28 protein-coding genes are annotated in these 26,729 nt (G+C 53.7%); 15 read left to right on the top strand and 13 right to left on the bottom strand.

The window, feature by feature from the left end:
• Positions 1–57 precede the first annotated feature (57 nt).
• Together ACFO3I_RS10315 and ACFO3I_RS10310 are read left to right on the top strand one after the other, a co-directional pair.
• A complete protein-coding gene (locus tag ACFO3I_RS10315; RefSeq protein ID WP_377333907.1) occupies positions 58–693 on the top strand; it encodes a 2OG-Fe(II) oxygenase in 636 nt (211 codons plus the stop codon).
• A 113-nt stretch (positions 694–806) separates the two neighbouring features.
• On the top strand, positions 807–1,538 hold the full coding sequence (locus ACFO3I_RS10310; protein ID WP_377333906.1) for a PepSY domain-containing protein: 732 nt from the start codon (positions 807–809) through the stop codon (positions 1,536–1,538).
• Here the strand turns inward: ACFO3I_RS10310 and ubiA are convergent.
• Entirely contained in the window at positions 1,484–2,356 is an 873-nt protein-coding gene (ubiA, locus tag ACFO3I_RS10305; RefSeq protein ID WP_377333905.1) for a 4-hydroxybenzoate octaprenyltransferase, read from the bottom strand. The genes ACFO3I_RS10310 and ubiA overlap by 55 nt on opposite strands.
• Positions 2,353–2,871, bottom strand: a complete 519-nt coding sequence (locus ACFO3I_RS10300) for a chorismate--pyruvate lyase family protein (RefSeq protein WP_377333904.1) — start codon at positions 2,869–2,871, stop codon at positions 2,353–2,355. Before ACFO3I_RS10300 ends, ubiA begins: the two co-directional genes overlap by 4 nt.
• 288 nt (positions 2,872–3,159) lie before the next feature.
• On the opposite strand from ACFO3I_RS10300, the gene ACFO3I_RS10295 reads away from it, so the two are divergent.
• Positions 3,160–3,579, top strand: coding sequence for a flagellar basal body-associated FliL family protein (locus ACFO3I_RS10295; RefSeq protein WP_377333903.1), 420 nt, complete (start codon positions 3,160–3,162; stop codon positions 3,577–3,579).
• Between the two features lie 28 nt (positions 3,580–3,607).
• Here ACFO3I_RS10295 and ACFO3I_RS10290 read toward each other — a convergent pair whose 3' ends face one another.
• Together ACFO3I_RS10290 and glpE are read right to left on the bottom strand one after the other, a co-directional pair.
• Positions 3,608–4,453, bottom strand: a complete 846-nt coding sequence (locus ACFO3I_RS10290; protein WP_377333902.1) for a rhomboid family intramembrane serine protease — start codon at positions 4,451–4,453, stop codon at positions 3,608–3,610.
• Entirely contained in the window at positions 4,431–4,757 is a 327-nt protein-coding gene (gene glpE / locus ACFO3I_RS10285) for a thiosulfate sulfurtransferase GlpE (protein ID WP_377333901.1), read from the bottom strand. The genes ACFO3I_RS10290 and glpE overlap by 23 nt, the downstream gene beginning before the upstream one ends.
• A gap of 163 nt (positions 4,758–4,920) precedes the next feature.
• Here glpE and ACFO3I_RS10280 point away from each other — a divergent pair, with 163 nt between their 5' ends.
• From ACFO3I_RS10280 to ACFO3I_RS10265, 4 genes are all read left to right on the top strand, one after another.
• Complete coding sequence (locus ACFO3I_RS10280; protein ID WP_377333900.1) at positions 4,921–5,385, top strand: hypothetical protein; 465 nt, start codon at positions 4,921–4,923, stop codon at positions 5,383–5,385.
• A gap of 93 nt (positions 5,386–5,478) precedes the next feature.
• Positions 5,479–6,432, top strand: coding sequence for a hypothetical protein (locus ACFO3I_RS10275; RefSeq protein ID WP_377333899.1), 954 nt, complete (start codon positions 5,479–5,481; stop codon positions 6,430–6,432).
• Positions 6,433–6,530: 98 nt separating this feature from the next.
• Positions 6,531–7,403 (top strand): HDOD domain-containing protein, encoded by an 873-nt coding sequence (locus ACFO3I_RS10270; protein ID WP_377333898.1) that lies wholly within the window; start codon positions 6,531–6,533, stop codon positions 7,401–7,403.
• 24 nt (positions 7,404–7,427) lie between these two features.
• Positions 7,428–8,387, top strand: a complete 960-nt coding sequence (locus ACFO3I_RS10265) for a tRNA-dihydrouridine synthase (protein ID WP_377333897.1) — start codon at positions 7,428–7,430, stop codon at positions 8,385–8,387.
• A gap of 11 nt (positions 8,388–8,398) precedes the next feature.
• Here the strand turns inward: ACFO3I_RS10265 and ACFO3I_RS10260 are convergent, their stop codons facing one another.
• Positions 8,399–9,493 (bottom strand): 2Fe-2S iron-sulfur cluster-binding protein, encoded by a 1,095-nt coding sequence (locus ACFO3I_RS10260; protein WP_377333896.1) that lies wholly within the window; start codon positions 9,491–9,493, stop codon positions 8,399–8,401.
• Positions 9,494–9,652: 159 nt separating this feature from the next.
• Between ACFO3I_RS10260 and htpX the strand changes: the two genes are divergently transcribed.
• Both htpX and ACFO3I_RS10250 read left to right on the top strand, forming a co-directional pair.
• Complete coding sequence (gene htpX, locus ACFO3I_RS10255; RefSeq protein ID WP_377333895.1) at positions 9,653–10,543, top strand: protease HtpX; 891 nt, start codon at positions 9,653–9,655, stop codon at positions 10,541–10,543.
• 206 nt (positions 10,544–10,749) lie between these two features.
• Positions 10,750–11,421, top strand: coding sequence for a hypothetical protein (locus ACFO3I_RS10250; protein WP_377333894.1), 672 nt, complete (start codon positions 10,750–10,752; stop codon positions 11,419–11,421).
• A gap of 6 nt (positions 11,422–11,427) precedes the next feature.
• Here the strand turns inward: ACFO3I_RS10250 and ACFO3I_RS10245 are convergent, their stop codons facing one another.
• The 4 genes from ACFO3I_RS10245 to ACFO3I_RS10230 form a co-directional block, all read right to left on the bottom strand.
• Entirely contained in the window at positions 11,428–11,832 is a 405-nt protein-coding gene (locus tag ACFO3I_RS10245) for a VOC family protein (protein ID WP_377333893.1), read from the bottom strand.
• Between the two features lie 191 nt (positions 11,833–12,023).
• Entirely contained in the window at positions 12,024–13,049 is a 1,026-nt protein-coding gene (tdh, locus tag ACFO3I_RS10240; protein ID WP_377333892.1) for an L-threonine 3-dehydrogenase, read from the bottom strand.
• 9 nt (positions 13,050–13,058) lie between these two features.
• The gene (locus ACFO3I_RS10235; protein ID WP_377333891.1) at positions 13,059–14,255 is read right to left on the bottom strand and encodes a glycine C-acetyltransferase; all 1,197 of its coding nucleotides are present in this window, start codon (positions 14,253–14,255) and stop codon (positions 13,059–13,061) included.
• Positions 14,256–14,411: 156 nt separating this feature from the next.
• The gene (locus tag ACFO3I_RS10230; RefSeq protein WP_377333890.1) at positions 14,412–15,071 is read right to left on the bottom strand and encodes a TetR/AcrR family transcriptional regulator; all 660 of its coding nucleotides are present in this window, start codon (positions 15,069–15,071) and stop codon (positions 14,412–14,414) included.
• Positions 15,072–15,182: 111 nt separating this feature from the next.
• Between ACFO3I_RS10230 and coaD the strand changes: the two genes are divergently transcribed.
• Entirely contained in the window at positions 15,183–15,674 is a 492-nt protein-coding gene (gene coaD, locus ACFO3I_RS10225) for a pantetheine-phosphate adenylyltransferase (RefSeq protein WP_377333889.1), read from the top strand.
• Between the two features lie 13 nt (positions 15,675–15,687).
• Entirely contained in the window at positions 15,688–17,103 is a 1,416-nt protein-coding gene (locus ACFO3I_RS10220; RefSeq protein ID WP_377333888.1) for a capsule assembly Wzi family protein, read from the top strand.
• A gap of 408 nt (positions 17,104–17,511) precedes the next feature.
• On the opposite strand, the gene brnA is transcribed toward ACFO3I_RS10220, so the two are convergent.
• The gene (brnA, locus tag ACFO3I_RS10215; RefSeq protein WP_377333887.1) at positions 17,512–17,757 is read right to left on the bottom strand and encodes a type II toxin-antitoxin system BrnA family antitoxin; all 246 of its coding nucleotides are present in this window, start codon (positions 17,755–17,757) and stop codon (positions 17,512–17,514) included.
• Entirely contained in the window at positions 17,744–18,010 is a 267-nt protein-coding gene (locus ACFO3I_RS10210; protein WP_377333886.1) for a BrnT family toxin, read from the bottom strand. The genes brnA and ACFO3I_RS10210 overlap by 14 nt, the downstream gene beginning before the upstream one ends.
• A 362-nt stretch (positions 18,011–18,372) precedes the next feature.
• On the opposite strand from ACFO3I_RS10210, the gene ACFO3I_RS10205 reads away from it, so the two are divergent.
• The 4 genes from ACFO3I_RS10205 to ACFO3I_RS10190 all read left to right on the top strand — a co-directional run bounded on the left by ACFO3I_RS10205 (position 18,373) and on the right by ACFO3I_RS10190 (position 23,417).
• Complete coding sequence (locus tag ACFO3I_RS10205; protein ID WP_377333885.1) at positions 18,373–18,876, top strand: MarR family winged helix-turn-helix transcriptional regulator; 504 nt, start codon at positions 18,373–18,375, stop codon at positions 18,874–18,876.
• The gene (locus ACFO3I_RS10200; RefSeq protein WP_377333884.1) at positions 18,873–19,904 is read left to right on the top strand and encodes an HlyD family secretion protein; all 1,032 of its coding nucleotides are present in this window, start codon (positions 18,873–18,875) and stop codon (positions 19,902–19,904) included. The genes ACFO3I_RS10205 and ACFO3I_RS10200 overlap by 4 nt, the downstream gene beginning before the upstream one ends.
• Positions 19,901–21,457, top strand: coding sequence for a DHA2 family efflux MFS transporter permease subunit (locus tag ACFO3I_RS10195; RefSeq protein ID WP_377333883.1), 1,557 nt, complete (start codon positions 19,901–19,903; stop codon positions 21,455–21,457). Before ACFO3I_RS10200 ends, ACFO3I_RS10195 begins: the two co-directional genes overlap by 4 nt.
• Before the next feature lie 193 nt (positions 21,458–21,650).
• Positions 21,651–23,417, top strand: coding sequence for a DUF885 domain-containing protein (locus ACFO3I_RS10190; protein ID WP_377333882.1), 1,767 nt, complete (start codon positions 21,651–21,653; stop codon positions 23,415–23,417).
• 81 nt (positions 23,418–23,498) lie between these two features.
• On the opposite strand, the gene ACFO3I_RS10185 is transcribed toward ACFO3I_RS10190, so the two are convergent.
• Both ACFO3I_RS10185 and ACFO3I_RS10180 read right to left on the bottom strand, forming a co-directional pair.
• The gene (locus ACFO3I_RS10185; protein WP_377333881.1) at positions 23,499–25,400 is read right to left on the bottom strand and encodes an acetate--CoA ligase; all 1,902 of its coding nucleotides are present in this window, start codon (positions 25,398–25,400) and stop codon (positions 23,499–23,501) included.
• A 181-nt stretch (positions 25,401–25,581) separates the two neighbouring features.
• A complete protein-coding gene (locus ACFO3I_RS10180; RefSeq protein WP_377333880.1) occupies positions 25,582–26,670 on the bottom strand; it encodes an acyltransferase family protein in 1,089 nt (362 codons plus the stop codon).
• Between the last annotated feature and the right edge of the window lie 59 nt (positions 26,671–26,729).

Raw genomic sequence — 26,729 nt, 5'->3', positions numbered from 1 at the left:
GCGCTGTACAGACTGAGTAAAAAGCCGCCATTAATCCTGGCGGCTTTTTCATTCCTTATGCACAGCACCCCGTACCATTGGCCCACCTCCGACAACTGGCTGGACAGCCTCAGCACGCCTTTTTATCAGCAAGGTTATGTGGTGCTGCCGCAAGCGCTGCCAGCGGACTTGTGCTGGGCCTTGTATCAGGACGTGCAACAGCAGCCGCTGACGCCAGCCGGAGTTGGCCGCAGCGGTCAGCATCAGCTGAATAACGAGGTACGGCGCGATCAAACGCTCTGGCTGTCTGAGCAAAACCCTGTGCAGCAGGCGTATCTGGCCCGCATGGCAGAGCTGCAGCAATGGATGAACCGGCGGTTTTTCCTTGGACTGGTCGATTTTGAAGCCCATTACGCCCGTTATCAGCAAGGTGATTTTTACCGCACCCACCTGGATGCCTTTGCCGGCCGTTCCAACCGGGTACTGTCCAGCGTCTGTTACCTGAATGACTGCGACAGCGGCGGTGAGTTAGTGATCTATGATGGACAACAGCAGCAGCTGGAAGTCGTGCAACCGAAAGCCGGTACCCTGGTGTTGTTTGAAAGCTGCCGTTTCCCGCATGAAGTGAAAGCAGCGGACAGCCCTCGGTTCAGCATTGCCGGCTGGTTCCGCCATAACACCAGCATTCAGGGCCTGATTGACCCGTCCCGTTAATCGCTGCTGGTTCCGCGAGCTGCGACAACATGACGCATGTCGACTGCCGCCTCCTGTTATGGAGTTTTTAGTTCCACTCAGGCACTCTGGGGAAAAAACACTGGGGTGATCAGATGAAGTTAGGGTTACGTGCGCCCTTATGGCGCACTTTGCATAAATATCTGGGCTGGCTGTTGCTCTTCCAGTTGTTGGCCTGGTTTGGCAGCGGCCTGATCATGACCCTTCTGCCTATCGATCAAGTCCATGGCGACCATCTGCGTCAGGCATTGCCTGCAGCCAGCTGGCAGCAGGCCGTAGCTCCAGCGGCCATATTGGCTGGCAAGGCGGATGCCAGCCTGAGCCTGAGCCAACGTGGCACTGAACCTGTGTATTTGCTGAATCGCCAAGGAGAACAAAGCGCTTATTCCGCACTGACCGCAGAGCCATTGGCTTTACTGACGGAAGCTGAAGCATTGCAGCTGGCGCAAGCGCAGTACAAGGGCCCGGCACCCGCAGCAACGCTGGCCTTACTGCAGCAGGCACCTTTTGAAGTCCGCCACTTGCGCGGCCCGCTGTGGCAAGTAAGTTGGCAAGACCAAGAGCACAGTGCGTTTTATCTGCACGCCTTTACCGGTACTGCACTGAGTGTGCGGACTGACAACTGGCGCTTATTTGATTTTGTCTGGATGTTGCACATCATGGACTACCAGGAGCGGGAAAACTTCAACAGTCCGCTACTGATGCTGTTCTCCGCCACTGCCCTGCTGTTTACCTTCACCGGCCTTGTTTTACTCTGGCCCAGAAGCAGGAATCAACGCGCCAGACTATCTACAGCAATGGCCAGAAACAGCAGCAGGCCGCTGTAATGGTTATTTAAAAACGCCTGAAAGCAGCCAGCCCGGCCTTGAGTAGAGGCCTGCCAGTGCTGATGGGCGAAACTTAACGCCACCAGCACCAGCCCTGTGTAATACCAAACGCCAGCAAACGTTTCCGTCCCTACCCAGGCCATCAGCAACAAAAACGCCACTTGCAACAACGCGATGGCCTGATGGCAATAAGGGCCGAACAATAACGCAGTGGATTTCACCCCGATCCGGATATCATCGTCCCGGTCGACCATGGCGTAGAAGGTGTCGTACGCCACTGTCCATAACAAGTTGGCCAGGTAAAGCGCCCAAATCCAGCCAGGGATTGTGCTCAGGCTGGCCATAGCGGCCATCGGAATGCCCCAACTGTAGGCCGCCCCCAATACAAATTGCGGCAGGTAGGTCACCCGCTTCATAAATGGGTAGGCAATCGCCAGCACCACAGCCACCAGCGCCAGTAAGCGGGTTTGCCAGTTCAGCCACAACAGCAGGCTGGCAGCGACCAGCAATAACAGAATAAACAACTGCAGCGCTTCGGCAGCCTGCACCCGCCCGGCGGCCAGCGGCCGTAGCCGGGTGCGCTCCACATGGCCATCAAAGTTACGGTCTGCGTAATCGTTAATCACGCAGCCAGCTGAACGCATCAGCACCACACCCAGACTAAAAATGATGACCAAGTACCAGTCAGGCTGGCCTGCAGATAACAGCCACAAAGCCCACCAGGTTGGCCAGAGCAGCAGGTAACTGCCTATCGGCCTGTCCAACCGCATCAGTAACTTGTATTCGGGCCAATGCGACAGTTGCAACATCCATTTCATAGGTCTTTGACTCCGGGTAAAAACACCTCTTGCACCAGAAAAGGCTGTTGCAACAGACTGAATACCGAACGTCGCCCCCACAAACCATGCTGCAAACCCAGCCGGGGCAGCTCTAATTCTGGCCAATAGGCGACTTCGATCGGACCACGTTGCAAGGACGGGTGCTGGAAAATCACATCGCCCAGCGGTTGCTGGCCCAAAGCAGCCAGATACTGCAGTTGAGCAATAGTGGTTGCTGGTAACCAGCTTTGGGCATAGACCACCGGCTGATGGTCACAGTACAGAATCACCTCGCGGCACAAGGCATGCTGCTGTTGCCATTGCTGTTGCCATTCAGGCGGTAAAATGCTCTGCCGCTCTGTCACCACTTCCAGCGCAAAGTGCTGGCAGTGCAGACGCAATAAAGCCGTCAGCGAACCGGCTTCCAGCAACCAGGGTTGGTAATGGGGCGGAAGTAATTCAGTGTGGGCAGGTGACCATTGTCCCTGCAATAAAAATTCGGGCTGCTGTTCCAATGCCAGGTTCCGGACCAGTCATGATGGCGCGCATCATAACAAGGCCAGCAGGCGGAACTCAAAAAAACTCTGCAAATGGCTGCACTTTATGCGATAGGATGAACAGGTCTACAGCTCAGGCTGGTAGCTTCTGATGTTGTTACAGCAACTTGCAGCTTTTCTTAAGACTGGAAAAATGCACTTACAGCGGCTTAGATTAGCAAAAGAATTCGCGGTGCTGATAGCCTAAGTCAATGTCATCAGGTAAGATCACCGCAGTTATTTGATAAAAATGAAAGAGAAACCGGAATGAAACGAGCGCTGATTTTTGCGGTTTTAATGGCAGTTCAAGGCCCGCTGTTCGCGCAGGATGCGGCACCAGCAAAACCTAAAGCGGAAATTGCTTATTATCCTTTTGACCCGGATATAGTCACCAACTACGTGACACCCAGCACCGAAGAGCTGGGTTATGTGCGGGTGTCTATGCAGCTGATGCTAAGTGACAAAAAATACATCGAAGTGATTGAGCACCACGAGCCACTGCTGCTCGACATTATTGTGGATATTCTGAGCAAAGAAACTGCGGACAAACACAAATCACTGACTGGCCGTGAAGAAATCCGTTTAAAGATTTTAAGCGAGCTGAAAGATGCAATGCGTCGGGAGACAGGTCAGGACGTGATCCGTGACGTGCTCTACAGCAAATACCTGTACCACGGACCGGTATAACTCAGCTTCTGCCAGTAGAAGGGCGGAGTCAGCGCCGCCCAGTCAATGCCAGCACAGCAGCCAGCCCCATGCCGCCGAGCAATCCGCCTAAATGCGCCCAGTTGGCCATTGGGATCCACAACAAATCCGCAAAGCCAATCACCAGCCACAGCAACATAAAGCCGATTAATCCCGGACTTAACTGATACCCCCAGGCCGGTTTTAACCAACCGCAAATCCAGTAAAAGCCAAACAGCCCGTACACCAGGCCGGATAAACCGCCAAAGTTCGAACCGGCCAACACAAACTGGAGCAGGTGTGATGGCAACAAAGCGGCCAATACCAGTGCGGTGGCCAGCAGTTTGCCGGAGCGTTTTTCTACCGGCCCCAGCAAGTACCAGACCCAAATCAGGTTAAATACCAGGTGAGCCCCGGAGAAATGCAGCCAGGCTGGGGTCAGCCAGCGCCAGCCTTGCGCCAGCGACAAGCCATAGTCCGCCTGCAACTGCAGCGCCGAAACGGCCTGCCAGGGCGCCAGTTGCTGCCAGCCAAACACCAGCACAGCAGCCAGCCAAATCAGATGGGTCAATACGCCCCCCTGAGCCCATAACTGCTGCCAATAGCCGGATAACCCTGAACGCCCGGAGCTAAGTGCAGGTTCCGCCTGCTGCCAGGCGGCGGCCTGATAACGCGGATGGCCAGGCTGCTGGATAAACTCCAGCCATAGCTGCTCTACCTCGGCTTGTTGCTGCTCATCACACCAAAGCTCAGCCTGTTGCGCTGACTGCACCACCACACTGACCTGCAACTTCAGGCTGTGGCAATAACTGGCAAAGAGTTGGGCAGCCTGAACTGAGTGGATCTCAAGCAGCTTAATCATTGTGGCCTGTGACATAAGGTTGCGTCTGGCGCCAGGCTTCAAAACCACCGTCCATGCTGTATACCGTATCGAAGCCTTGCTGGGCCAGGTACTGTGCAGCCCCCTGACTGGAATTACCGTGATAACAAACCACCACCACTGGTGTGCTGAATTCAGTTTTTTGCATAAACTGGCCCAGACTGGTATTGGTCAGATGAAAAGCGTCTTGCATATGGCCAGCTGCAAAACTTTGTTCGTCCCGGATATCCACGACAACCGCTTGGTCTTGCTGGATTTTTTCGATGGCCTGCGCCACAGAAATACGCTGAAACTCAGTCATAACTCACCTTCAAAGCAAAATATTTGCCCGTATACTAACCCAGACCCAGGCAAAACCCGAACCATTCATTTACTCCTGCCCGCCAGATTGCTCAAATTTTACCTTTAGCTCAGCCCCACAGTCGTATAGAATAGCGGCCCGTTTTTACCGAGGACACCGGCCCATGTCAGACAGCTCACTCATACTTATCTACGATCCTGCTTTTGATGATATGGACGCAGAGGGCTGCCCGGGTTTTGGTTATGTGCTGCTGTTCAGTGACGAACATGCAGAGCAATACGAGAGCGGTGACAACCCGCCGTTTCCTGCGGTGTCTATGCTGTTTACCGACCATGCAGAAGGCAGCATCAGCGGTGATTTATTAGGCTGGGCTCATCTGGACGCGCCTATTTTCCAGAGTTTTCCGTTAGGGCAGTTTTTCCAGTTGATGGAACAGGCTGCGCAAGTGGCAATCAATGCCTACCGCCAGGTCGGCCAGGTGCCAGACCGGCTGATTGCCGAGCTGATGCCGGACGAAGATTTAATTCAGTTTGATGTGCAGTTTGGCCAGCTGGAACTGTCGGACGCCGAAGCCGAACAGCAACTGGCCAAACAAATGATGGCTGGCCGGCCTTATCTGGACTCCTAATCCCAGAGTTGTGACTTCCGGCCTATTGCTGTTCACCTTTCGTTCACATCTAATACGCTTCCATAGCCTGTCTTCAACCCAATGGAAACTACGATGCGAACTCTTGTTTTGTTATGTGCCCTGCTGATTGGCAGTACAAAGGCCTCCACCTTAACCCCTTACCAACTGGCGTTTGAGCAGGATAAATGGCAGTGGTTAGCCGAACAGCTGGCCTCAGACACCGAACTGAGCAACACCGAAAAACTGCAATGGCAGGCCAGAATCCAGCTGGCCAACAACAGAGCCGGGCAGGTGGTTGAGCTGCTCGGGCCCAGCCTGGATGCCAACAGCCCCGATGCAGAACTCTGGTATCTGGCAGCGATGGCGAAACTGCAGCTGGCACAAAGCAGCAGTATCTTCAGTAAAGCCAGCCATGCCAAACAAGGTCTGGCCTGGTTGCAACAAGCCAATCTGCGCGCACCGGATCGTCTGGACATACTGACCACCCTGATTGGCTTTTACCGACAGGCACCGGCCATTGTCGGCGGTGATGACGAAAAAGCCGACGTATTCATGCATGAGCTGGAAAAAAAATCCCCGGTACACGCGGTAGTGCTGCAAGCCGGGTTACTGCTGCCGGACCACGCCCAACAGGCGCTGGTGCTGTTGGAACAACAGCCTCAGCCACAGCAAGCCCGCTGGCAGGGCGCTATGGCGCAGGTCCGACTGGCTCTGAAACAACCCGAAGTTGCATTCAGCCATTACCAGCAGGCTGCCGCCCTGGAAACGGATTTGTCCGACCAGCAGGGTTATCTGTATCAATTGGGCCGCCTTGCGGCTACAGAGCAACAAGATCTGCAGATCGGTGCCGAAGCCCTGCAGCGTTACCTGCAGTTTTATCAGGACAGCCAACACCCAAGGCTGGACTGGGCCAAACTGCGCCTGGCCGAAGTTCTGCTGCGCCAGCAACGGCCTCAGGCCAGCGAGCTGTTGGGGTCACTGAAAGCAGGGGAGGATAAAAAGTTCAATGCCGAACTGAAACGGGTCAAAAAGCTGCTGAACAGTTGAAAGAAACAGCCCCTTGAGCTGCTGGCTTTTGCTTTTTCAAGGCGGCCCTTTTACTATAAGCGCTTTGTTTCATTCAATCGTCAGAACAGGTTTGTGGTATGGCCAAAGCAATCAATATGGCAGTGGTAGAGCAGGCGCTGAGTGGTTTTACTATTCCGCCTCAGCCAGGCGTGTTACTAGCGATTAAAGCTGAAATAGAAAGCGACGATCCGAATATCCACCGCATTGCCGAACTGATTAATCAGGACGTCGGCATCGCCGGATTTACGCTGAAAGTTGTAAACTCGGTGTACTTTGGCCTGCGCCGTAAAGTCAGTTCTGTTGAGCATGCCTGCAAGTACCTGGGCCTGAACCGGGTGATCAAGCTGGTCAGCTCGGTGGTGCTGCGTTTTACCCTGAGCCAGGGCAAAACCGACAGATTCACCACAGCCCTGTGGCACAGTGCCACTCAGGTGGCCAATGCCGCCATGTTGATTGCCCAGCAATTGCGACTGGGTTCAGACACAGTGGACGATGCCTACAGCCTTGGGTTATTCCACAATGCCGGTATGGCACTGATTGCCGGTCAGTTCCCGGATTACGCCAAAGTACTGAAGCAAGGGTTACAACAAGGCCACAGTGTGCCAGAAAGTGAGCAGCAGCATTTTGAAACCAGCCATGAGTTGCTGGGCTATATGATTGCCCAGTCCTGGGGTCTGGCGCCTGAGCTGGCCAATGTGATTGCTTACCACCACAGCCCGGCGCTGATGCTGGTGTCGGACGACTTGTATGAAAAACGCCTGTTTGCGCTGCTGAAACTGGCCGAACATATGACCGAAGAAAACCGCATCCTGCTGGAATCGGACCAGGATCCGGAATGGCAGCAGTACAAAACCACCCTGCTGGACCTGCTGGAACTGGATGAGCTGAGCCTGCACGATTTAGGCGATTACCTGGCCCAACATGAAGTGCCAAACTGTTACCACCACTGAGTGTCCCTCAGCCATCGAGCCCTTATGCGAATAGTCTTAGCCCCCATGGAGGGCGTGGTCGACCACCTGATGCGGGACATGCTGACCCGTATCGGTGGCTTCGATTTATGTGTCACTGAATTTGTCCGGGTGGTGGATATGAAACTGCCACGCCGGGTATTTTACCGGCTTTGCCCAGAGCTGGGCCAAGGCGGAAAAACGCCGTCCGGGGTGCCGGTGAAAATCCAGCTGTTAGGGCAAGATCCGAACTGGCTGGCAGAAAATGCGCTGAAGGCGGTGGAACTGGGGTCACCCGGCGTAGACTTAAACTTCGGCTGCCCGGCCAAGATGGTCAATAAAAACAAGGGTGGCGCCGTACTGCTGAAAGAAACCGACACCCTGTACCAGATTATCAAAACAGTGCGAGCCGCTGTCCCCGCCGCTTTTCCGGTCACCGCCAAAATCCGGTTGGGCTTTGATGACACCAGCCTGACACTGGACAATGCGCGCGCCTTGTATGAAGCCGGTGCAACTGAGCTGACGGTGCATGCCCGTACCAAAGCAGACGGCTACCGGCCACCGGCTTATTGGCCCTGGATTGAAAAAATCCGTGCCGTGGTGCCCATCAATGTGATTGCCAATGGCGAGATCTGGACACCGGCCGATGCCGCTTTGTGCCAGCAACAATCTGGCTCGGCCGATATTATGCTGGGCCGTGGTGCGCTCGCCAGGCCAAGCTTAGCCAAAGAGATAGTGGCTGCACGCTCAGGCACAGCGGAACAGGCGATGCCCTGGCCTGAAGTGCTTGAATTGTTGTTGCAGTATTCCGACTACGAAATTGCCGGCGACAAAGGCCTGTATTATTCCAACCGGATCAAACAGTGGTTCAGCTACCTGAAACTGCAGTACCCGGAAGCTGAGTTGCTGTTCAGCGAGCTGCGCTTGCAGCGCAAAGCGGAAGAAATTGTGCAGACATTGCAGCAGGCGCTGCGCCAGTTAGAGTGAAAAGAACCAGCCTAGGCTGGTTCTGCTTTAGTGAGCGGCGGTACCGGCTCACTGACCACCTCGGCCTCAGCGTCAAGGCTGGTCAATACCAAAGCAGACGTTGGCTGAATGCAGCACGCCAGCACTTCATCATCGCCACAATGCACAGCAGCATCCAGCACCTGTTTATACTCACCACTGACCACCCGCACTTTGCACAAACCACAGGAGCCACCTTTGCAGTCATAACTCAATGGCACAGACGCGGCAATCAGCGCATCCAGCACAGACCTTTGCCCCATGCTGTCGGCCTGCTGACCATCCATCTCAATACTGAAACTCTGGATACTGGCTGCGGCACTGAAGGGTTCGTTAAAGCACTGATGCGCCCCCAGAATGGACAAATCGCAAATCAGTTTTTCCGTCATCAGGGCTTTGCAGCAAAAATAATACTGGGCAGAAACACCACCCAATTTAAACAACAAACCAGCATCAATACGACCCGCTCTCCCTGCCCAGCCCGCCTCAGGCTGGCTCAGACAAGGCACCAGTGTGAATGCCGGTAAACGCCGCAGCATTGGATAAAACAACAAATCAGCCTGATTGCGCGCCTGGTACACCAAGGTCACATGACGGCGCTGGCGAATGGCCTGAAATGCCATTGCGAGCAGCGGCGTAATACCAACCCCTGCCGCCACCAGCACCACAGGCGCGCGGCCCGGTTTCAGGCTGAAATGGCCACGGGGGTAAGAGCACAGCACGCTGTCCAGCCGCGCCGCTTTTTGGAATAAGGCCTGGCTTAACCGGCCATCTGGCTCGGCTTTAATTACCAGCTGGTAATAACGTCTCTGGTTGCAGTCGCTGGCAATGGAATACGCGCGGGACACCGCTTTACCAGCCAGATCCGTGCCATACAACAGCAGATGCTGACCAGCCCCGGCTTTGGGCAACACCAAGCCATCCGGCTGCCGCAGCCACAGTTTCAGGTAAGCACCCTGCCGTTTCACCCGGTACAGTTGCAAATTCAGACGCCGCGCTTCGGCATAAGGCTCATACCAATGCCACCAAAGCCCACGACCCAACCAGAATAACGCTAGCAACGACAAGGCAAATACCAGACCCCACATGCCCGGGACTCCAAATACGAATAATTCTCAAATGATAACTTATCTCAGTGACGCCGCCAAGTCGTTCTGTCTTATCTGATATTTCATTCGTCAAAAACTTATTTTATTTAACTTTTCTTCGGATAAACTTTCGCTCAGTAACTCAAAAAGGGGTTGATGATGAAACGTATCTTCTTGTTCCTGGTCACTAACCTGGCGGTCATGCTGGTGTTAAGTGTGGTGCTGAGCATTGTGTTCAGCGTGTTTGGTCTGGACCGCAGCAGCATGAGCGGCTTGTTGGTGATGGCTGCAGTGTTTGGTTTTGGTGGTTCTTTTATTTCGTTGGCGATGTCCAAGTGGATGGCCAAACGTTCTACCGGTGCCGTGGTGATTGAACAGCCACAAAATTCAACTGAGCACTGGTTGGTCAATACAGTCCGCCGTCAGGCAGAGCAAGCCGGTATTGGTATGCCAGAAGTGGCCATTTACGATTCACCGGAAATGAATGCTTTTGCTACCGGCATGAACCGCAATAATGCGCTGGTCGCGGTCAGTACCGGCCTGTTACACAATATGAGCCAGCAGGAAGTAGAAGCGGTATTGGCGCACGAAGTGTCACATGTCGCGAACGGTGATATGGTGACGCTGACCTTAATTCAGGGCGTAGTAAACACCTTTGTGATCTTCTTTGCCCGTCTGGTGGCCGGTGTAATCGACAACTTCTTCCGCTCCAGCGACGACGAAGAGAGCGCCAGCGAAGGTGGCTTCAGCTTCAGCTATATGATCACCGTATTTATCCTGGAAATGATTTTTGGTGTATTGGCCAGCATTATTGTGATGTGGTTCTCACGCCAGCGTGAATACCGCGCCGACGCCGGAGCTGCCCGCCTGGTAGGTGCGCCAGCCATGGTTGCCGCACTGGAGCGTCTGCGTCATAACCATGAAAGCCAGTTGCAAGGGTCGATGATGGCTTTTGGTATTGCCAGCAAAACCGCCAGCACTGAACTGTTTTTAAGCCACCCTCCGCTGGAAAAACGCATTGCCGCGCTGAAAGGTACCTCCAGCGTTTAAAAGCGCAGCCCCGCGCACGGGGTCATGCACTCAGGGGGTCAGGTCTTGAATTTTGCATTGAAACGCAAAATTCAAGACCTGACCCCATGGGAGTAAATATGACCCCGAGCGGTTAAGTACTGACCCCGAGCTGTTTTTATCTGAAATTCAGGGAATTATCCGAAAACTGACCAGTCCAAGCTGCATTCGTTAACAGGAGCAGTGGTATGAAAGGATGGTTGGTTTCGGTTGGGGTGCACCTGCTGCTGTTGTTGGTGTTGTGGTGTTCCACCTACCCAACCTCCCCCAAAATCATCCCGAAAAAATCCATTCAGGCCTTTACCTACACGCCGCCCAAAGCTGCTGTGCCCGAACCGCTGCCACCGCCGATGAGTGCAGCTGAACCTGCTACACCATTGCCGACACCAGCAACGCCAGTAAAACCCAAAACCGACGCGCCTTCCCGAGCAAAAACCACACCGGCGAAGCCAGCCAGAATCGCGACAGAACCAAAGAATGAAGCTGCGTCACCGGTGCAGACCACGCCCGTCACGCCACCAGCCAAACGCGGTTCTTTGGCCAGCCGGGCTTTGTCTTCTGCCACAGGAGCTGCGCCGATACCAGCGACCAGCTTCAGCGTACAGCAAGCGAAACAAGACGCCCGGCTGACGGAGCCATCCAAAGCTCCGGCAAACCAAACACCGGCCAAGACCATTAAAAAGCTGAGTAACGGCGCAGAGCTGGTAAAAACGGCCGATGGCAGCTGCTGGCAACTTCCCTCAGCAGAACAGCGTAAATCAGGGATCTGGACTCGCAGCAGCATTCCCTGCGAGCCAGACACCACTATAGAGCAGTTAAACGAAATCTTTAAAAAGCGCCGCGAGCTGCGGCGGGATTAGTAGCAATTACCCCTGAACCGCTGCCGGGTCCATCCAGAAAAACTCCCAGATATGGCCGTCCAAGTCCAGCGCGCTGCGGCCATACATAAAGCCCAGGTCCTGTTTTGGGTTCACGTCCGCTGTGCCACCGGCTCCACTGGCGGCGGTGCAAAGCTGATCAACTGCAGCTTTGTTAGCACAGTTCAGAGCCAACATCACTTCGCTCGAGCTTTTGGCAGGAATAGGCCGCTTGGTAAAGGTTTGCCATTTCGCATGGGTCAGCAGCATGACAAAAATGCTGTCACTCCACACCATACAGGCCGCGGTGTCGTCACTGAATTGTGGGTTTTTTACAAAACCCAACGCTTGATAAAACTGAATTGACGCCGCTAAGTCCGCGACGGGTAAATTGACAAAAATCATTTTCGACATCCGTATTCTCCGTTTGATAAATCACTGAGCTTTATCAGAATGATGCAGCAGTCTTCCATAGTCGACAACAGAGACGCATTTTCGACAACTGCCTGAAAATTTTTTTTGCCGCCAAAACACAAAGGGGTCAGGTCTTGAATTTTGCGTTTCAATGCAAAATTCAAGACCTGACCCCCAACCTAAACCCAACCTTAGCTCCAGTTCAGTACCACTTTGCCGGATTGGCCTGAACACATAATTTCAAAGCCTTTCTGGAAGTCTTCCATCGGCATTTCGTGGGTAATGATCGGGCTTAAATCCAGACCAGACTGGATCAGGCTGGCCATTTTGTACCAGGTTTCAAACATTTCACGGCCATAAATGCCTTTGATCACCAGGCCTTTGAAAATGACCTTGTTCCAGTCCACCGCCATATCAGACGGCGGAATACCCAGCATCGCAATTTTGCCGCCATGGTTCATGGTATCCAGCATATTGCGGAAGGCTGAAGGCACACCGGACATTTCCAGACCGACGTCGAAGCCTTCCGTCATGCCGAGCTCTTTCATCACGTCCTGCAGGTTTTCTTTGCTGACATCCACAGCGCGGGTAGCCCCCATTTTACGCGCCAGCTCTAAGCGGTATGGGTTTACGTCTGTGATCACAATATGACGGGCACCCACGTGACGGGCCACGGCCACAGCCATAATGCCTATAGGACCAGCGCCGGTGATCAGCACGTCTTCACCAACTAAATCAAACGACAGTGCGGTGTGCACGGCATTACCGAATGGGTCGAAAATCGAGGCGATATTGTCAGGAATATTGTCTGGAATTTTAAACACGTTAAAGGCCGGAATCGACAGATATTCAGCGAAAGAGCCTTCGCGGTTTACACCCACACCAATGGTGTTGCGGCATAAATGCACCCGGCCGGCACGGCAGTTACGGCAGTAACCACAGACCAGATGTCCTTCACCAGAGACGCGGTCGCCTTTGACAAAACCACGGACTTCCGAGCCCATGTCCACCACTTCGCCGACGTATTCATGGCCAACCACCATGCCGTGCGGAATGGTTTTCTGAGCCCATTCATCCCATTTGTAAATATGCACGTCGGTGCCGCAAATGGCGGTTTTCTTAATTTTGATCAGCACATCATTGGGACCAACGGTTGGCATCTCAACTTCGGTTTGCCAGATCCCAGGTTCGGCTTTTAATTTGGCTAATGCTTTCATCATCATTCCTTACGCAATAATGCCCATGTCTTTGCCAATACGGATAAAGGCATCAATGGCTTTGTCTAAATCGGCTCTGCTATGTGCAGCAGAAATCTGGGTACGAATACGGGCCTGACCTTTTGGCACCACAGGGAAGGAGAAACCCACCACATAAATGCCTTCGGCCAGCATGCGCTGCGCCATCTCAGACGCCACTTTGGCATCACCTAACATCACAGGAATAATAGCGTGGTCTTTACCCGCCAAGGTAAAACCGGCCGCACTCATGCGCTCGCGGAAATAATTGGCGTTTTCCCACAGCTTGGCGCGCAGCGCATCGCCGTCGGCCAGCAGCTCCAGCACTTTAATCGACGCAGTGACAATAGAAGGCGCCAGGGAGTTGGAGAACAGATAAGGCCGTGAGCGCTGACGCAGCCATTCAATAATTTCTTTTTTGCCCGAGGTGTAACCGCCTGACGCGCCACCTAAGGCTTTGCCTAAAGTACCAGTGATAATGTCGACCCGGTCCAGCACGTCGCAGTATTCGTGGGTGCCGCGGCCGTTTTGACCGACAAAGCCAACGGCGTGGCTGTCATCCACCATCACCAGTGCGTTGTACTTGTCGGCTAAATCGCAGACAGATTTTAAGTCGGCAATCACGCCGTCCATCGAAAACACACCGTCGGTAGCGATCAGCTTAAAGCGGGCGCCATCGGCGTCGGCCTGTTGCAGCTGAGCTTCCAGCTCTGCCATATCGTTATTGGCGTAGCGGTACCGTTTGGCTTTGCATAAACGCACACCATCAATAATGGAGGCGTGGTTTAACGCATCTGAAATCACTGCGTCTTCCGGGCCTAAAATGGTTTCAAACAAACCACCATTAGCGTCAAAGCAGGACGAATACAAAATGGTGTCTTCAGTGCCTAAGAAGGCGCTGATTTTGGCTTCCAGCGTTTTGTGAATATCCTGGGTACCGCAGATAAAGCGCACTGAGGCCACGCCAAAACCATGCGAATCTAGACCTTGTTGCGCCGCTTGAATCAGTTCTGGGCTGTTGGCCAGGCCTAAATAGTTGTTGGCACAAAAGTTTAAAACCTTGTCACCGGCTACTGTCACAGAAGCCTGTTGTTGCGAGCTGATAATACGCTCGCCTTTGTATAAACCCTGGGCTTTCACGTCGTCGATTTGTTGTTGTAAGTGTGCCAGGAATGGGGTGGTGGACATGCGACCCTCCGCTTGGGTAGTAGGACTTTGGTAAAAAGCGGGCCTATTGTAATCAGGTTTGTATCGCGGTGCAGCCCTTTTGCGTTGGGGCTTGCAGCAGATCGGACTAGTCAAACATAAAAGGCTGCGGGCGCAGCCTTTCGAAAGGTGCCCAGCTTACAGCGGAGCTTCACCCGCTAATTCAGTAAAATGGCGCTGCAGACGTTCGAAACGGGGCAAAGCTTGTACGGTGGCATAAGGTTTCACCAGCAGTAAAACTTTTATTACCCCCCAATAGGCATGTTGCTTATCCAGTTGATGCTCAGGGCATTGGGTTTTCAGATAACTGACCCAAAACGACACCACCATCTTAATGGTATGGGCCAAATCCGGAATGTCGGCTTCAGAAATCGCCACCACCTGCGCCTGGTTCAATGCCTGCAATACCGACACTACCCGGCTTTGCACCACCTTTTGTACGTTCAGATAGTCCTGCTGCAAAGCAGCGTCGCGCGACAAAATATCCGGCAGGTTGGCGTAAAAAAAGTGGAAGCGCCACACCAGCTCAAACACTACATCCAGGTACTGCGCCAATGAATCCAGCGCTTCAGACTGGCCTTTGGGCGGCTGTACCCGGCTTTCCAGCAACTTGGCGTATTCCTTAAAGATATGACGCACAATGTCTTCTTTGTTGCGAAAGTGGTAATACAAATTGCCCGGGCTGATGCCAAGGTGGGCGGCGATATGATTGGTGGTGACTGCACGTTCACCCTGTTGATTAAAGAGCTCAATACTGGCTTGCAGTATTTTGTCTCTGGTCCTGAGTTTCTTGTCCATCCGCGTTGTTCTGTTTTGTTTTATGTTATTTTTTTCAGTCTGGTATAGTAACGCCAATTGGATTAAAAACTCTAGTCATGCAGACAATGCGCAAGGATCCAGACTAAACCCATGAAAACTAAAGCCATTTACCCAGGTACCTTTGACCCAATCACCAATGGGCACAGCGATTTAGTGATCAGAGCCTCTCGCCTGTTTGACGAAGTGATTATGGCCGTTGCAGCCAACCCCAGTAAAAAACCCTTGTTCAGCCTGGATGAACGGGTTGCACTGGCCAGCGCCTGCTTTGCCGATTTACCCAATGTTAAAGTGGTTGGTTTTTCTGGTCTGCTGGCCGATTTTGCCAAACAGCAACAAGCCCAGGTGCTGCTGCGCGGCGTGCGCGCCGTGGCCGATTTTGAATACGAATTCCAGCTGGCCAGTATGAACCGGCAACTGAACCCGAATCTGGACAGTCTGTTTATGACCCCTTCGGAAAAAAATACCTTTATCTCTTCTACTTTGGTGAAAGAAGTGGCCCGGCATGGCGGTGACGTCAGTAATTTTGTCGCAGACCATGTCCGCCAGGCGCTGATCCAGCGTTTCACCAGCCAAGCTGACTAACACAGGATTTGTTGTGAGCCAATTCGCTAAATTATGTTTGCTTTCGTTGTCGCTAGCAGCGGCTGTTGCACAGGCCACGCCTTGGGTGGATACCCAGGATAACTATCTGCGCCAGTCGCTGCAGACTTTATCCCATGCTGGCTTGTTGTCCGGCCCGGTGAATACCTACCCGCTGATGTGGAAAAACATCGCCGCCGATTTACAAGCGTTGAAGGACGATGACTACAACAACGAAGTACGCTTTGCACTGGCCCATGTGCGCCATGTGCTGCAAACCAACAAAAGCGACAAGACGTCTGGCGTTAAACTCAAAGCCAACACCGAAGTAGCCGGTATTCAGAGCTTTGGTGAAACCTACCCAGATCAGGCCGGTGTAACGGTATTTAATGAGTTTCAGGACACCTTGTTTGCAGGGCGGATGGAAGTGAGTTACCGCGACTTAAATGACACCAGCACTGAGCAGGATGTGGTCTATGACAACAGCTACCTGGCCGCCTTGCTGGGCAATTGGGTGCTGTCGGTCGACCAAATCTCCAACTGGTGGGGCCCTGGCCAGCAAAGCAATTTATTACTCAGCAATAACGCCCGGCCTGTGCCTTCCTTGCGTGTCAGCCGTCATGGCTGGGACGCCATTGATCTGCCAGTGCTGAACTGGCTCGGCCCCTGGAGTTTCAGCTCTTTTGTCGGCATTGGTGAACACAGCAGCGCGGTGCCGCAAACCCGTTTCTGGGGCGCGCGCTTTAACTTTCGCCCTGCTGCCGCTTTGGAAGTGGGTGTATCCCGTATCAGTCAATGGGGTGGCCAGGGCCGTGGCAACGATTTTTCCGACTGGTGGGACATGGTGCTGAATAATGACGACCAGCAGCCCAACAGTGACCAGCGTGCAGGACTCGACTTTAGCTACCATCTGCATCAGTTGCCTTTACCTCTAACCTTGTACGGCGAAATTGCCGACGATGACAACGCCGACGGCTGGCCGGAAAACCCGTTGCTTTTGTTTGGTGCCCGCAGCTACTGGGGGGACGACAACGCCATTCATACGGTGAACCTGGAATACTCAGACACTTACATTGATTGTGATGGTACGGATATCAAAGGGGAATGCGCTTATCAGGGCGAGTTGTACCCGCAAGGCTATACCCGCTACGGCCGGGTGATTGGCAGTGGTTATGGCCAGGACGCCCGCGTGATCAGTGCTGGCTACCATTACCAAACCTTCGACGGCATCAGCTGGTCTGCGCATTTGTACCGCGCCACCTATTACGACCAGGGTGCTGGCAGCAGCAGCTGGCAACTCAAAGGCGAACACCGCCGCCCGCTGTTTAACGGTTTGCTCAGCCTGCAACTGCGTTACCTGCAAGATTCGCCATTATTGGTGGCAGGTGGCGACAACCTGGCCGCCGCTGGCACCTGGGAATACCGCTTCTAAGCCTGGCTTTGTGAGCTGGATTTAGCTTGGATGTCTTGAATTTCTTGGATTTGTTGGATTTGTGTAGGGGCGCAGTTTACTGCGCCCGCTGCACCTGAGCAGAACTGACGTATCTAAATTCTCATCAGGTGGCAAGCAAACCAGCCACCGGCAACTACTGCGTTCGCCCGTTCGCGCCTCCCGCGCTCACTTTTGATTGCTCACTACGCAGTTACCACTATCTGTTTTGCTCTAAGTTGGTTTTGACGCGATATGCCAATTAATGAGTTGCACAGACGCTCATATTGGCAATATCTCCCCAACCATAGGCTTAAAATTGTGACACTTTGTTATATGCATTCGTCAAACTTAGTTCTGGCGTTTTTGTAGCTTCCATTTATGTCCAGGAAACTCTGATCGATTCACCGTTTATCTCACACTTGAATGATGAGAGACGCTCTCTAACCTTTCTGCCAACCAGATTTTAATGATTGATTGACGTGTTACACCAATACGACTCGCTTCTCTGTCCAAGGACTCAAGCATCCATGCCGGAAAATCTACATTGACTCGTTTTTGCTTATGCATCGGTCTTTTGGCTTGCGATAAATCCAAGTCCATTAGGACATCATCGTCGTCACTTTCAAACTTGGCATCAAATTCATGCGCTTTCATAAAGGCTTACCTCCGCTTTCCGTGAACGCCGAACTGAGATGATCCTGATATTCGTGCCTCGGTAGGTAATTACTCCTGACCAATGCATGCCGTTTAGCAACCCGACAACCAAATATCTTGGCTCATCACTCGTGTTAGCAGGGATCTCGATAAGATCTGAATCATTCCACAGCCCTTGAGCTGTATGAAAATCAATACCGTGCTTTTTGAGATTAATTCTGCTTTTGTTTTCATCAAATTCAAATTTAATCATGAGTAAAAATTACACCTTTTTTACTCTTTAGACAAACTTTGTTTATTGACGACAGCCAACGCCGCCAGCAGGGGCCGCAGTTTACTGCGCCCTTGGAACCTGCGCAGAACTGCAAATATCTGAATTCGCTAAGGCGGCAGGCAACGCAGCAAGTATCTAAATTCTTATCAAGTGGCTTGCAAACCAGCCACCTCAATCGAATTCCGATAGAACCCTCGACTGGTTTGCCTGTCACCTCAACCGAATTCAGATAGAACCCACGGTTGGTTTACCTGCAGCCTTAGCTAAATTCAGATTGGGGCTGGATCATTTAATAAGCCGAACATATAATAACGTCACGTTATTACTTTGCGAGCCAGCCGATGAACGACTTATCCACTCACAGTTGCCTGGACGGATTGCAGCACAGGCCAGAATGGCGCGACAGCGTTGGCTTGTTGATTGCCGAGCTTGGCCGGTTATTCCGTGTCAGTTTTGCCGAGGAATTAGGCCAGGGCTCATTAACCTTTGCGCAGGCCAAAGCACTGATTGGCGTGGCCCGAATGGAAGGTGCCCGGCAAGTCGATTTAGCGCAGCGCGCTGAACTGCAACCGATGACCATGGCGCGGCTGATTGACGAACTGGTTCAGTTACAACTGGTCGAGCGTCGCCCCTGCACGCAGGACCGGCGCGCCTACCGCATTTATCTACTCCCAGCGGCCGAAGCCGAATTGCTGAATATCCGCCAGTGCGGTGAACGTATTCAGCAAAAGGCATTACAAGGCCTCGACAAGACCCAGGTGCTGCCACTGCTGCATCTGATGCGACAAAACATGCTGGAGACTGGCAATGATGCAGACTCCTCAGCACAGGACAATGCAGTATGACTACCAACTCAAATGCCTCTAAACGCTGGATCCTGATGGGTCTGATCCCTGCTATTGCCGCTGTTGCCGGTGGCTTTTTCTATTTACAGGGCGGCCGCTTTGTCGAAACCGACAATGCCTATGTCAAAGCCGATAAAATTCCGTTAAGCGCCCAAATTGCCGGTCCGGTGACCCAAGTGCTGGTCGCCGAAAACCAGCAGGTACAGGCGGGCGACCTGCTGTTTAAAATAGACCCAGCGCCTTTTGAACTGGTACTGCAAAAAGCCGTTGCGCAGCGCTCGCAGGTAAAAACCGAGCTGCTGGCGCAAAAGGCGTCTTACCAGGAAAAGCTGGCCGAAATCAGCCTGGCCAAAACCAAGCTGGAATATGCGCAAAAAACTCAGCGCCGTCAGGCCGATTTGCTGAAAAAGCATTATGTGGCCACCAATAACTTTGATGACGCCGAGCAGCAGGTGCGGTTGGCCGAACAACAAATTACCGCGCTGCAACAGGACTTAAACCGCATTTCGGAAAGCCTGGGCGGCGACCCGACCCTGCCGGTTGAGCAGCACCCAAGCTATCAGGTTGCCGAGGCCGCTATCGCACAGGCACAACTGGACCTGAACTACACCCAGGTGACAGCCAGTGTGACAGGTGTGGTCAGCAACCTGCCAAAACCTGGCCAGTATATTAAAGCCGGTCAGAGCACGGCTACCCTGGTTGCCAGCGAGCAGCTGTGGGTGGAAGCCAACTTCACCGAAAAAGAGCTGACCTATATGCAGCCAGGCCAAAGCGTGGAAATTACCATCGACCGCTTTCCGGACCGCACCCTGACCGGCCAGGTACAAAGTTTAAGCCCGGCGACAGGCGCAGAGTTTGCGTTGATCCCGGCACAAAATGCCACAGGCAACTGGGTGAAGATCAGCCAGCGCGTACCGGTCCGTATCGAACTGCAAGGCTCTCAGTCCGCCGATCTGCTGGCCGGTTTAAGTGCTGAAGTGAAGGTGGATACCGGTCACCAACGTCAGTTATTTGGTCTGCATTTATGAGCCAGGCCCAAGCAGTCTCAGGCAGTGAGGCTGTCCCTAACCGGCTTTGGATCACCCTGGCCGTGATGCTGGCTACCATTATGCAGGCGCTGGACACCACCATCGCCAATGTGGCCTTGCCGCATATGCAAGGTTCGGTGGGTGCCAGCCAGGACCAAATTTCCTGGGTGCTGACCTCCTACATAGTGGCGGCGGCTATTTGTATGCCGCTGACAGGCTTCTTGTGTGCCAGGCTTGGCCGCAAACGGGTGTTTGTCTGGTCGGTGATTGGCTTTACCCTGGCGTCCATGCTTTGTGGCGCTGCGCAGGACTTAAACCAACTGATCCTGTTTCGCTTACTGCAAGGGGTGTTTGGCGCCAGCCTGGTGCCGCTGTCCCAATCGGTATTGCTGGACAGTTACCCGCCGGAAAAACATGGCTCGGCCATGGCGATGTGGGGCGTGGGGGTGATGGTTGGCCCTATTCTTGGCCCTACGCTGGGTGGCTGGCTGACCGAGTATTACAACTGGCGCTGGGTGTTTTATATCAACCTGCCGTTTGGCATTCTGGCCTGGTATGGCATCAGCCGTTATGTGAAAGAAACCACACTGGATAACAGCCGCCGCTTTGACCTGTTGGGGTTTGCCTTACTCAGCCTGGCCATTGGCGCGCTGCAGATGATGCTGGACCGTGGCGAAAGCCAGAACTGGTTTAACAGCCCGGAAATTGTGGTTGAAGCTTTGTTGGCCGTCGGCGCTATGTATTTATTTGTCAGCCATATTCTGACCAGCAAAAAACCTTACATAGACCCGGCCATGTTTAAAGACCGTAACTTCAGTGTCGGCCTGGTGTTTATCTTTTTTGTCGGTATCAGCCTGCTGGCCACCATGGCGCTGTTGCCGCCTTACCTGCAAAATCTGATGGGCTACCCGGTGATTGATGTAGGCTTGGTGATGGCACCGCGTGGCCTTGGCACCATGACCGCCATGATGCTGGTCGGCCGGTTGGGCCAGAGAGTAGACGCCCGCAAAGTCATTTTTGTCGGTTGTATGCTGATGTGCCTGTCGCTGCATATGATGACGCAGTTTGGCCCGGACGTGATTCAGGCCGACATTATCCTGACCGGGGTGATTCAGGGGCTGGGGCTGGGGCTGATTTTTGTGCCGCTGACCACAGTAGCCTTTACCACCCTGCCCGGCCATTACCGTACCGATGCGTCGTCCTTGTTCAGCCTGCTGCGCAATATTGGCAGCAGTATCGGCATTTCGGTGGTGGTCAGTTACCTGACTGAACACACCCAGGCGAACCATGCGCATTTTGCTGACTTTATTCAGACCGGCAATCTGGCGCTGCAACAACTGACCGATCAGGGTGTGCTGAGCACAGAGACCACCGAAGGCCTGGCGCAGATTAACCAACAGGTGACCCGACAAGCGCTGAATATGGCGTACCTGCAGGACTTCCGGTTGATGATGTGGCTGACCGTCGTGGCAGTGCCGTTGTTGTTTTTACTCAAAGCGCCGAAACGCCAGGCCGCCGCTCAGGCCCAGGCACCGGCAGCTGCGATGGAATAAGCATATCCCTGAGTCACTTGAAGTTGCTGGAAGGCGACAAGCCAGTGAACCCCCGGCCACAAAGCCGCAGCTGCAAGTACGATCGCAATAAATACGCCGGACTGTGGCCGCCGCAGGACAGAAATTGTCAGCACTGCGCTGCGCCATGCTAAGGTGGTGGCTACTTACACCACCATAGCTTCCGGAGCCTTTTGTGTTTCATTTGCGCCACTATCTTTGCATTTTATCCATCACGCTTTGTGGCTGGACTGCCTCGCTGCAGGCCGCCACCGCCACAGAACAGCTAAAACAAGTCATTGACGACCACTGGCAATACAGCTTGCAGGAAGACCCAATCACCGCCGGCCGGATGGGGCTGAGCGGCTACAATAACCGCTTACCTGGGGTAACGGCACAAGACCGCAGCCGCCGGCTGAAAGCCGAACAGCAGCTGCTGAGCCGGCTGAATGGCATCGACAACAGCAGCTTAAGCGACGCCGACAGGGTGAATCAACAACTGCTGGCCTGGGTGCTGAAAAACTCCATCGACGCCAACACCTTGTTTCTGGACCGTATTCCGGCCAATACCTTTTACAGTTTCTGGAGCGCGGCTCTGGACGCCAGTAGCGGCCTGCGCATGAGTAAAGTCGCCGACTATCAGGACTACATCGCCCGTATTCAGGACTTTGGCCGTTACTTTGACGAGAATATCGCCAATATGCGTGCCGGTATCAAAGACGGTTTTGTGCTACCGAAAATCGTGGTGCAAGGCATAGCGCCAACGGTTCGGGCGCAAGTGTACGCCGACCCAACCCAAAGCAGCCTGTATGAGCCCTTTAAAAAGTTGCCAGCCAGCTTTAGTGCGGCTCAGCAACAAGAGTTGCAACAAGCCGGCCGTGACGCCATTGCAAAAAGTGCCATTCCGGCCTTCGCCCAACTGGCTGATTTTCTGGAAGGCGACTACATGAAAGCAGCCACTGACAGCCTGGGTGCAGAGCAGCTGCCTGGCGGCAAAGCCTATTATCGCCATACCATTAACACCTATGTGACGCAGGACCTGGACCCGGCCAGCATTCACCAGACCGGTCTGGCGGAGGTTAAACGCATCAGGGCCGAAATGGATGCGCTGATTAAGCAAACCGGCTTTAAAGGCAGCTTTGCTGACTTCACGCAATTTTTACGGACAGACCCGCAGTTTTACGCCAAAACCCCGGTCGACTTACTCAAAGAAGCCTCGTACATTGCCAAACGTATTGATTACCGCCTGCCTGAGTTTTTTGGCAAGCTGCCCCGCCTGCCTTATGGCGTGGTGCCAGTGCCCGACGAAATAGCGCCCAACTACACCACAGCTTCGTACAACCCGGCCGCTATAGGCGGCATTCGTGGCGGTGCTTATTGGGTCAATACCCATGCGCTGGACCAACGGCCATTGTACGAGCTGGTAGCGCTGACCCTGCATGAATCTGTGCCTGGCCACCATCTGCAAAACGCCATTTCGCAAGAGCTGGACAATGTGCCGCAGTTTCGTCGCAACCTGTATTTAAGCGCTTATGGCGAAGGCTGGGGCTTGTATGCCGAGCGTCTGGGCGTGGAAATGGGCGTGTACGACACGCCTTACCAGCAGTTTGGCCGCCTGAGTTACGAGATGTGGCGCGCCTGCCGTCTGGTGATCGACACTGGCATTCACTCGCAAGGCTGGAGCCGTCAACAGGCGCTGGATTTCCTTGCTTCCAACACCTCCTTGTCACAGGCCAATGTGCGGGCTGAAGTAGACAGGTATATTTCCTGGCCGGGACAGGCGTTGTCCTACAAAATGGGTGAAATCAAAATCCGTCAGCTGCGCGCCAAAGCCGAACAAGAACTGGGCGAGCAATTTAACCTGCGCGATTTCCACGACGCTTTATTGGCCAACGGCGCCTTACCGCTGGAAGTGCTGGAAGCAGAAATGGACAGATACATCCGCAAAGCGAAGCACCACTAATTCTTAAAAAGGGGTCAGGTCTTGTATTTTGCATTGAGACGCAAAATACAAGACCTGACCCCTTTTGTTTGACCCCTTTGTTTAACTTAACTGCTTTTGCGCCAGCAGCTGTTCAATCTCCGCTAGACAGGCCGGGTCGTCGATCGTAGACGGAATACTGTAGCTTTGGCCATCCGCAATTTGCCGCAGCACTTTGCGCAGGATTTTGCCGGAGCGGGTTTTCGGCAGTCGTTTAACCAACACCGCTTTTTTAAAGCAAGCCAGAGCGCCAATTTCTTTGCGCACCAGAGCGGCCAGTTCCTGCTCCAGCTGAAGCTCACTGATGCTTTCGCCATTTTTCAGCAGCACCAGCGCTAAAGGTTGCTGGCCTTTGATCGGCTCTGCAACCCCAATGACACAACATTCCGCCACCGCCGGATGCGCGGCCACCACCTGCTCCATCTCGCCGGTGGATAAACGGTGCCCTGCCACGTTGATCACGTCGTCGGTGCGGCCCATCACAAACAAGTAGCCGTCGTCATCCAGGTAACCGCCGTCGCCACTGGCGTAATAGCCGGTAAAAGTGCTGAGGTAGCCATCAACAAAACGCTCATCATTGCCCCAAATGCTGATCAGGCAGCCCGGCGGTAACGGCAGCTTCAGTGCGATATAACCTTGCTGGCCAGTTGGCACTGGCTGACCGGACTCATCGAGAATATCCACCTGAAAGCCCGGTACCGGCACAGTCGACGAACCAGCTTTGGCAGGAAATAGACCTAAACCTGCCGGGTTACCAGCAATAGGCCAGCCGGTTTCAGTTTGCCACCAGTGGTCGATCACAGGTTTGCCAATTTTATCCGTCACCCACTGGTAAGTGGCCGGATCCAGCCGTTCACCCGCCATAAAGATGTAGCGCAGTGCAGACAGGTCATACTGCTGCAGCGTCGCCTCAGGGTCTTCTTTGCGAATAGCACGAAAGGCAGTGGGCGCTGCAAACAGCACTTTGACTTTGTATTCGGCACACAGACGCCAGAAGGCACCGGCGTCGGGCGTAAAGACGGGTTTGCCTTCATACAGCACTGTGGTGCAGCCCGTCAGTAAAGGGGCATAGACAATATAGGAATGGCCGACCACCCAGCCGACATCAGACGCTGCAAAAAACACATCGCCGGGCTGCACGCCATAAATGGTCTGCATGCTGTAACGCAGTGCCACGGCATGGCCACCGTTGTCTCGCACCACGCCTTTGGGTTTTCCTGTGGTGCCTGAGGTGTACAGAATATACAAAGGGTCTGTGGCTTTGACCGGCACAGGTTCTGCCGGGCTGGCACCTTGCAGCAGTTGCTGCCAGTCCAGATCGCGACCGACAGTCATCTCCGCCTGCAGCTGTGGCCGCTGCAGTACCACGGAATGCTGCACCTGATGCTGCGCTTTGCTGAGTGCTTCATCCAGCAGTGGTTTATAGGCAATCAGCCGGTTGACTTCGATACCGCAGGAGGCTGACAGCACCAATTTTGGCGTGGCGTCGTCGATACGCAGCGCCAGTTCATGCGCTGAGAAACCGCCAAACACCACCGAATGCACGGCGCCCAGCCGCGCCACTGCCAGCATGGCGATCACCGCCTCGGGCACCATGGGCATGTAGATCACCACCCGGTCGCCTTTTTCCAGCCCCAGTTGCTGCATCGCCCCCGCCAGCAAGGCGACTTCGTCGCGCAGCTGAAGGTAGCTGTACTGCTGCTTGTGGCCTGTGACAGGGGAATCGTAAATCAAGGCCGTTTGTGCCCCTCTGCCCTGAAAAATCTGGCTGTCGAGAGCGAGAAAGCTGGTATTGAGTTCGCCGTCAGCAAACCACTGGTAATGATGGGCATCCTGCTGGTGCAGGATGGAAGCCGGCGCTTTGTACCACTGCAACTGAGCAGCCTGCGCCGCCCAAAACTGCTCAGGCTGTTGGCTGGCCTGTTGGTACTGCTGAAGGTGAGAGGAGCGTTCTGGCCTTGTCATGGGACACCTGTTGTTTTGCTTGTTATGCAGATACTTTAGTCAAACTGCTCAACAAACAAACTTAGACATAAGGTGTAGAGACTTTAGTTGTACAAATAACAAAAGGGGTCAGGTGTCAAAAGGGGTCAGGTCTTGTATTTTGCATTGGAACGCAAAATACAAGACCTGACCCCAAAGCTCATCACAGCTTGATAATGATATTGCGTTTATAGAGCCATAACGACAGCGCCCAGAAGCTGGCTACATGGCCCAGTGCGAACACCAGCGAGGCCAGTTTTTCCGGCATCAGGCTGGCCAATTTCAGGAAGGTCCACTGGTAAGCACTGACCGCTCCGTCTGTGCTCTGCTGCATTGTGACCAGGCCAAACAGCACGGCCCAGACCCAGGACAACACATAGATAAACAGCGGGTTGGTGCCATAGACAGTTAAAGGCGACGCCAGTTGATGGTGGCCTTTGATATCCACCAGCCAAATCAATGCCGCCAGCAACCACAGAATAAGCCCAGTGCTGAGCGCCAGATAAGAGCCGGACCATAAAGCTTTATTGATAGGCCACAGCCAATGCCAAGCCAGCGCAAGCAGAATCAGCCCAAGCCCAGCCAGACTCAAGCCTTTTACCGCCGCCTGCTGCGACTGGCTCTTCAGCCACAGCACAGTGGCATACCCCAGTATGACTGCAGTCACACAAGGCAAAGTGCTTAATAAGCCTTCAGGGTCAAAGGGCATACCGAAACCATGGTAGATATGCGCCGCGCCAAACAGCGCTAAATCCAGCTGGCGCACCAGATTGTGCTCCAGGCTGTATGGCTGGTCTGCACCCAGCACTAACAGCGCCCAGTACCCCAGCACTAAGCCAACAGCCGTCAACCACAAGGCACGCTTGGGCAGGTAGACCACCAGTAAGGCCGCCGCCCAATAAGCCAGACCAATACGCTGCAACACACCAGGCAAGCGCAGCTCGGCCAGTGGTTCAGTAAAAGGCAGGTAATTCAGCAGAATACCCAGCGCAATCAGCTTCAGCGCCCGTTCGCTGATCCGCCAGACGGCCGCAGGACCGGGCTGCAGTTTGCTTAATGAAAAATACATCGAGGCGCCGACCACAAATAAAAAGGTGGGAAACACCAGATCGGCAAAGGTAAAACCGTCCCAGGCCGCATGCAATAACGGGCTGTAGACATGGGACCAGGAACCAGGGGTATTGACCAGGATCATCAGTGCAATGGCTAAGCCACGCAAAGCGTCCAGAGCGTAAAAGCGGGAAGAAGCCATATCACCTCAACAAAATTCGGCAGGCCACTAAAAAACAAACTCCGGCCAAGAGTTTACCT

Origin of the sequence: Rheinheimera marina (assembly GCF_042654345.1) — a bacterium.
GTDB lineage: Bacteria > Pseudomonadota > Gammaproteobacteria > Enterobacterales > Alteromonadaceae > Pararheinheimera > Pararheinheimera marina.
Note: the sequence above shows the minus strand (reverse complement) of the source record. Positions and strands in the feature narration are given on the sequence as shown.

What these genes read in the sequence shown, in the direction of transcription:
- ACFO3I_RS10315 (WP_377333907.1), top strand. Translation starts at nt 58, where the DNA reads ATGCACAGCACCCCGTACCATTGGCCCACCTCCGACAACTGGCTGGAC.
- ACFO3I_RS10310 (WP_377333906.1), top strand. Translation starts at nt 807, where the DNA reads ATGAAGTTAGGGTTACGTGCGCCCTTATGGCGCACTTTGCATAAATAT.
- ubiA (WP_377333905.1), bottom strand. Translation starts at nt 2,356, where the DNA reads ATGAAATGGATGTTGCAACTGTCGCATTGGCCCGAATACAAGTTACTG.
- ACFO3I_RS10295 (WP_377333903.1), top strand. Translation starts at nt 3,160, where the DNA reads ATGAAACGAGCGCTGATTTTTGCGGTTTTAATGGCAGTTCAAGGCCCG.
- ACFO3I_RS10290 (WP_377333902.1), bottom strand. Translation starts at nt 4,453, where the DNA reads ATGTCACAGGCCACAATGATTAAGCTGCTTGAGATCCACTCAGTTCAG.
- glpE (WP_377333901.1), bottom strand. Translation starts at nt 4,757, where the DNA reads ATGACTGAGTTTCAGCGTATTTCTGTGGCGCAGGCCATCGAAAAAATC.
- ACFO3I_RS10280 (WP_377333900.1), top strand. Translation starts at nt 4,921, where the DNA reads ATGTCAGACAGCTCACTCATACTTATCTACGATCCTGCTTTTGATGAT.
- ACFO3I_RS10275 (WP_377333899.1), top strand. Translation starts at nt 5,479, where the DNA reads ATGCGAACTCTTGTTTTGTTATGTGCCCTGCTGATTGGCAGTACAAAG.
- ACFO3I_RS10270 (WP_377333898.1), top strand. Translation starts at nt 6,531, where the DNA reads ATGGCCAAAGCAATCAATATGGCAGTGGTAGAGCAGGCGCTGAGTGGT.
- ACFO3I_RS10265 (WP_377333897.1), top strand. Translation starts at nt 7,428, where the DNA reads ATGCGAATAGTCTTAGCCCCCATGGAGGGCGTGGTCGACCACCTGATG.
- ACFO3I_RS10260 (WP_377333896.1), bottom strand. Translation starts at nt 9,493, where the DNA reads ATGTGGGGTCTGGTATTTGCCTTGTCGTTGCTAGCGTTATTCTGGTTG.
- htpX (WP_377333895.1), top strand. Translation starts at nt 9,653, where the DNA reads ATGAAACGTATCTTCTTGTTCCTGGTCACTAACCTGGCGGTCATGCTG.
- ACFO3I_RS10250 (WP_377333894.1), top strand. Translation starts at nt 10,750, where the DNA reads ATGAAAGGATGGTTGGTTTCGGTTGGGGTGCACCTGCTGCTGTTGTTG.
- ACFO3I_RS10245 (WP_377333893.1), bottom strand. Translation starts at nt 11,832, where the DNA reads ATGTCGAAAATGATTTTTGTCAATTTACCCGTCGCGGACTTAGCGGCG.
- tdh (WP_377333892.1), bottom strand. Translation starts at nt 13,049, where the DNA reads ATGAAAGCATTAGCCAAATTAAAAGCCGAACCTGGGATCTGGCAAACC.
- ACFO3I_RS10235 (WP_377333891.1), bottom strand. Translation starts at nt 14,255, where the DNA reads ATGTCCACCACCCCATTCCTGGCACACTTACAACAACAAATCGACGAC.
- ACFO3I_RS10230 (WP_377333890.1), bottom strand. Translation starts at nt 15,071, where the DNA reads ATGGACAAGAAACTCAGGACCAGAGACAAAATACTGCAAGCCAGTATT.
- coaD (WP_377333889.1), top strand. Translation starts at nt 15,183, where the DNA reads ATGAAAACTAAAGCCATTTACCCAGGTACCTTTGACCCAATCACCAAT.
- brnA (WP_377333887.1), bottom strand. Translation starts at nt 17,757, where the DNA reads ATGAAAGCGCATGAATTTGATGCCAAGTTTGAAAGTGACGACGATGAT.
- ACFO3I_RS10210 (WP_377333886.1), bottom strand. Translation starts at nt 18,010, where the DNA reads ATGATTAAATTTGAATTTGATGAAAACAAAAGCAGAATTAATCTCAAA.
- ACFO3I_RS10205 (WP_377333885.1), top strand. Translation starts at nt 18,373, where the DNA reads ATGAACGACTTATCCACTCACAGTTGCCTGGACGGATTGCAGCACAGG.
- ACFO3I_RS10200 (WP_377333884.1), top strand. Translation starts at nt 18,873, where the DNA reads ATGACTACCAACTCAAATGCCTCTAAACGCTGGATCCTGATGGGTCTG.
- ACFO3I_RS10195 (WP_377333883.1), top strand. Translation starts at nt 19,901, where the DNA reads ATGAGCCAGGCCCAAGCAGTCTCAGGCAGTGAGGCTGTCCCTAACCGG.
- ACFO3I_RS10185 (WP_377333881.1), bottom strand. Translation starts at nt 25,400, where the DNA reads ATGACAAGGCCAGAACGCTCCTCTCACCTTCAGCAGTACCAACAGGCC.
- ACFO3I_RS10180 (WP_377333880.1), bottom strand. Translation starts at nt 26,670, where the DNA reads ATGGCTTCTTCCCGCTTTTACGCTCTGGACGCTTTGCGTGGCTTAGCC.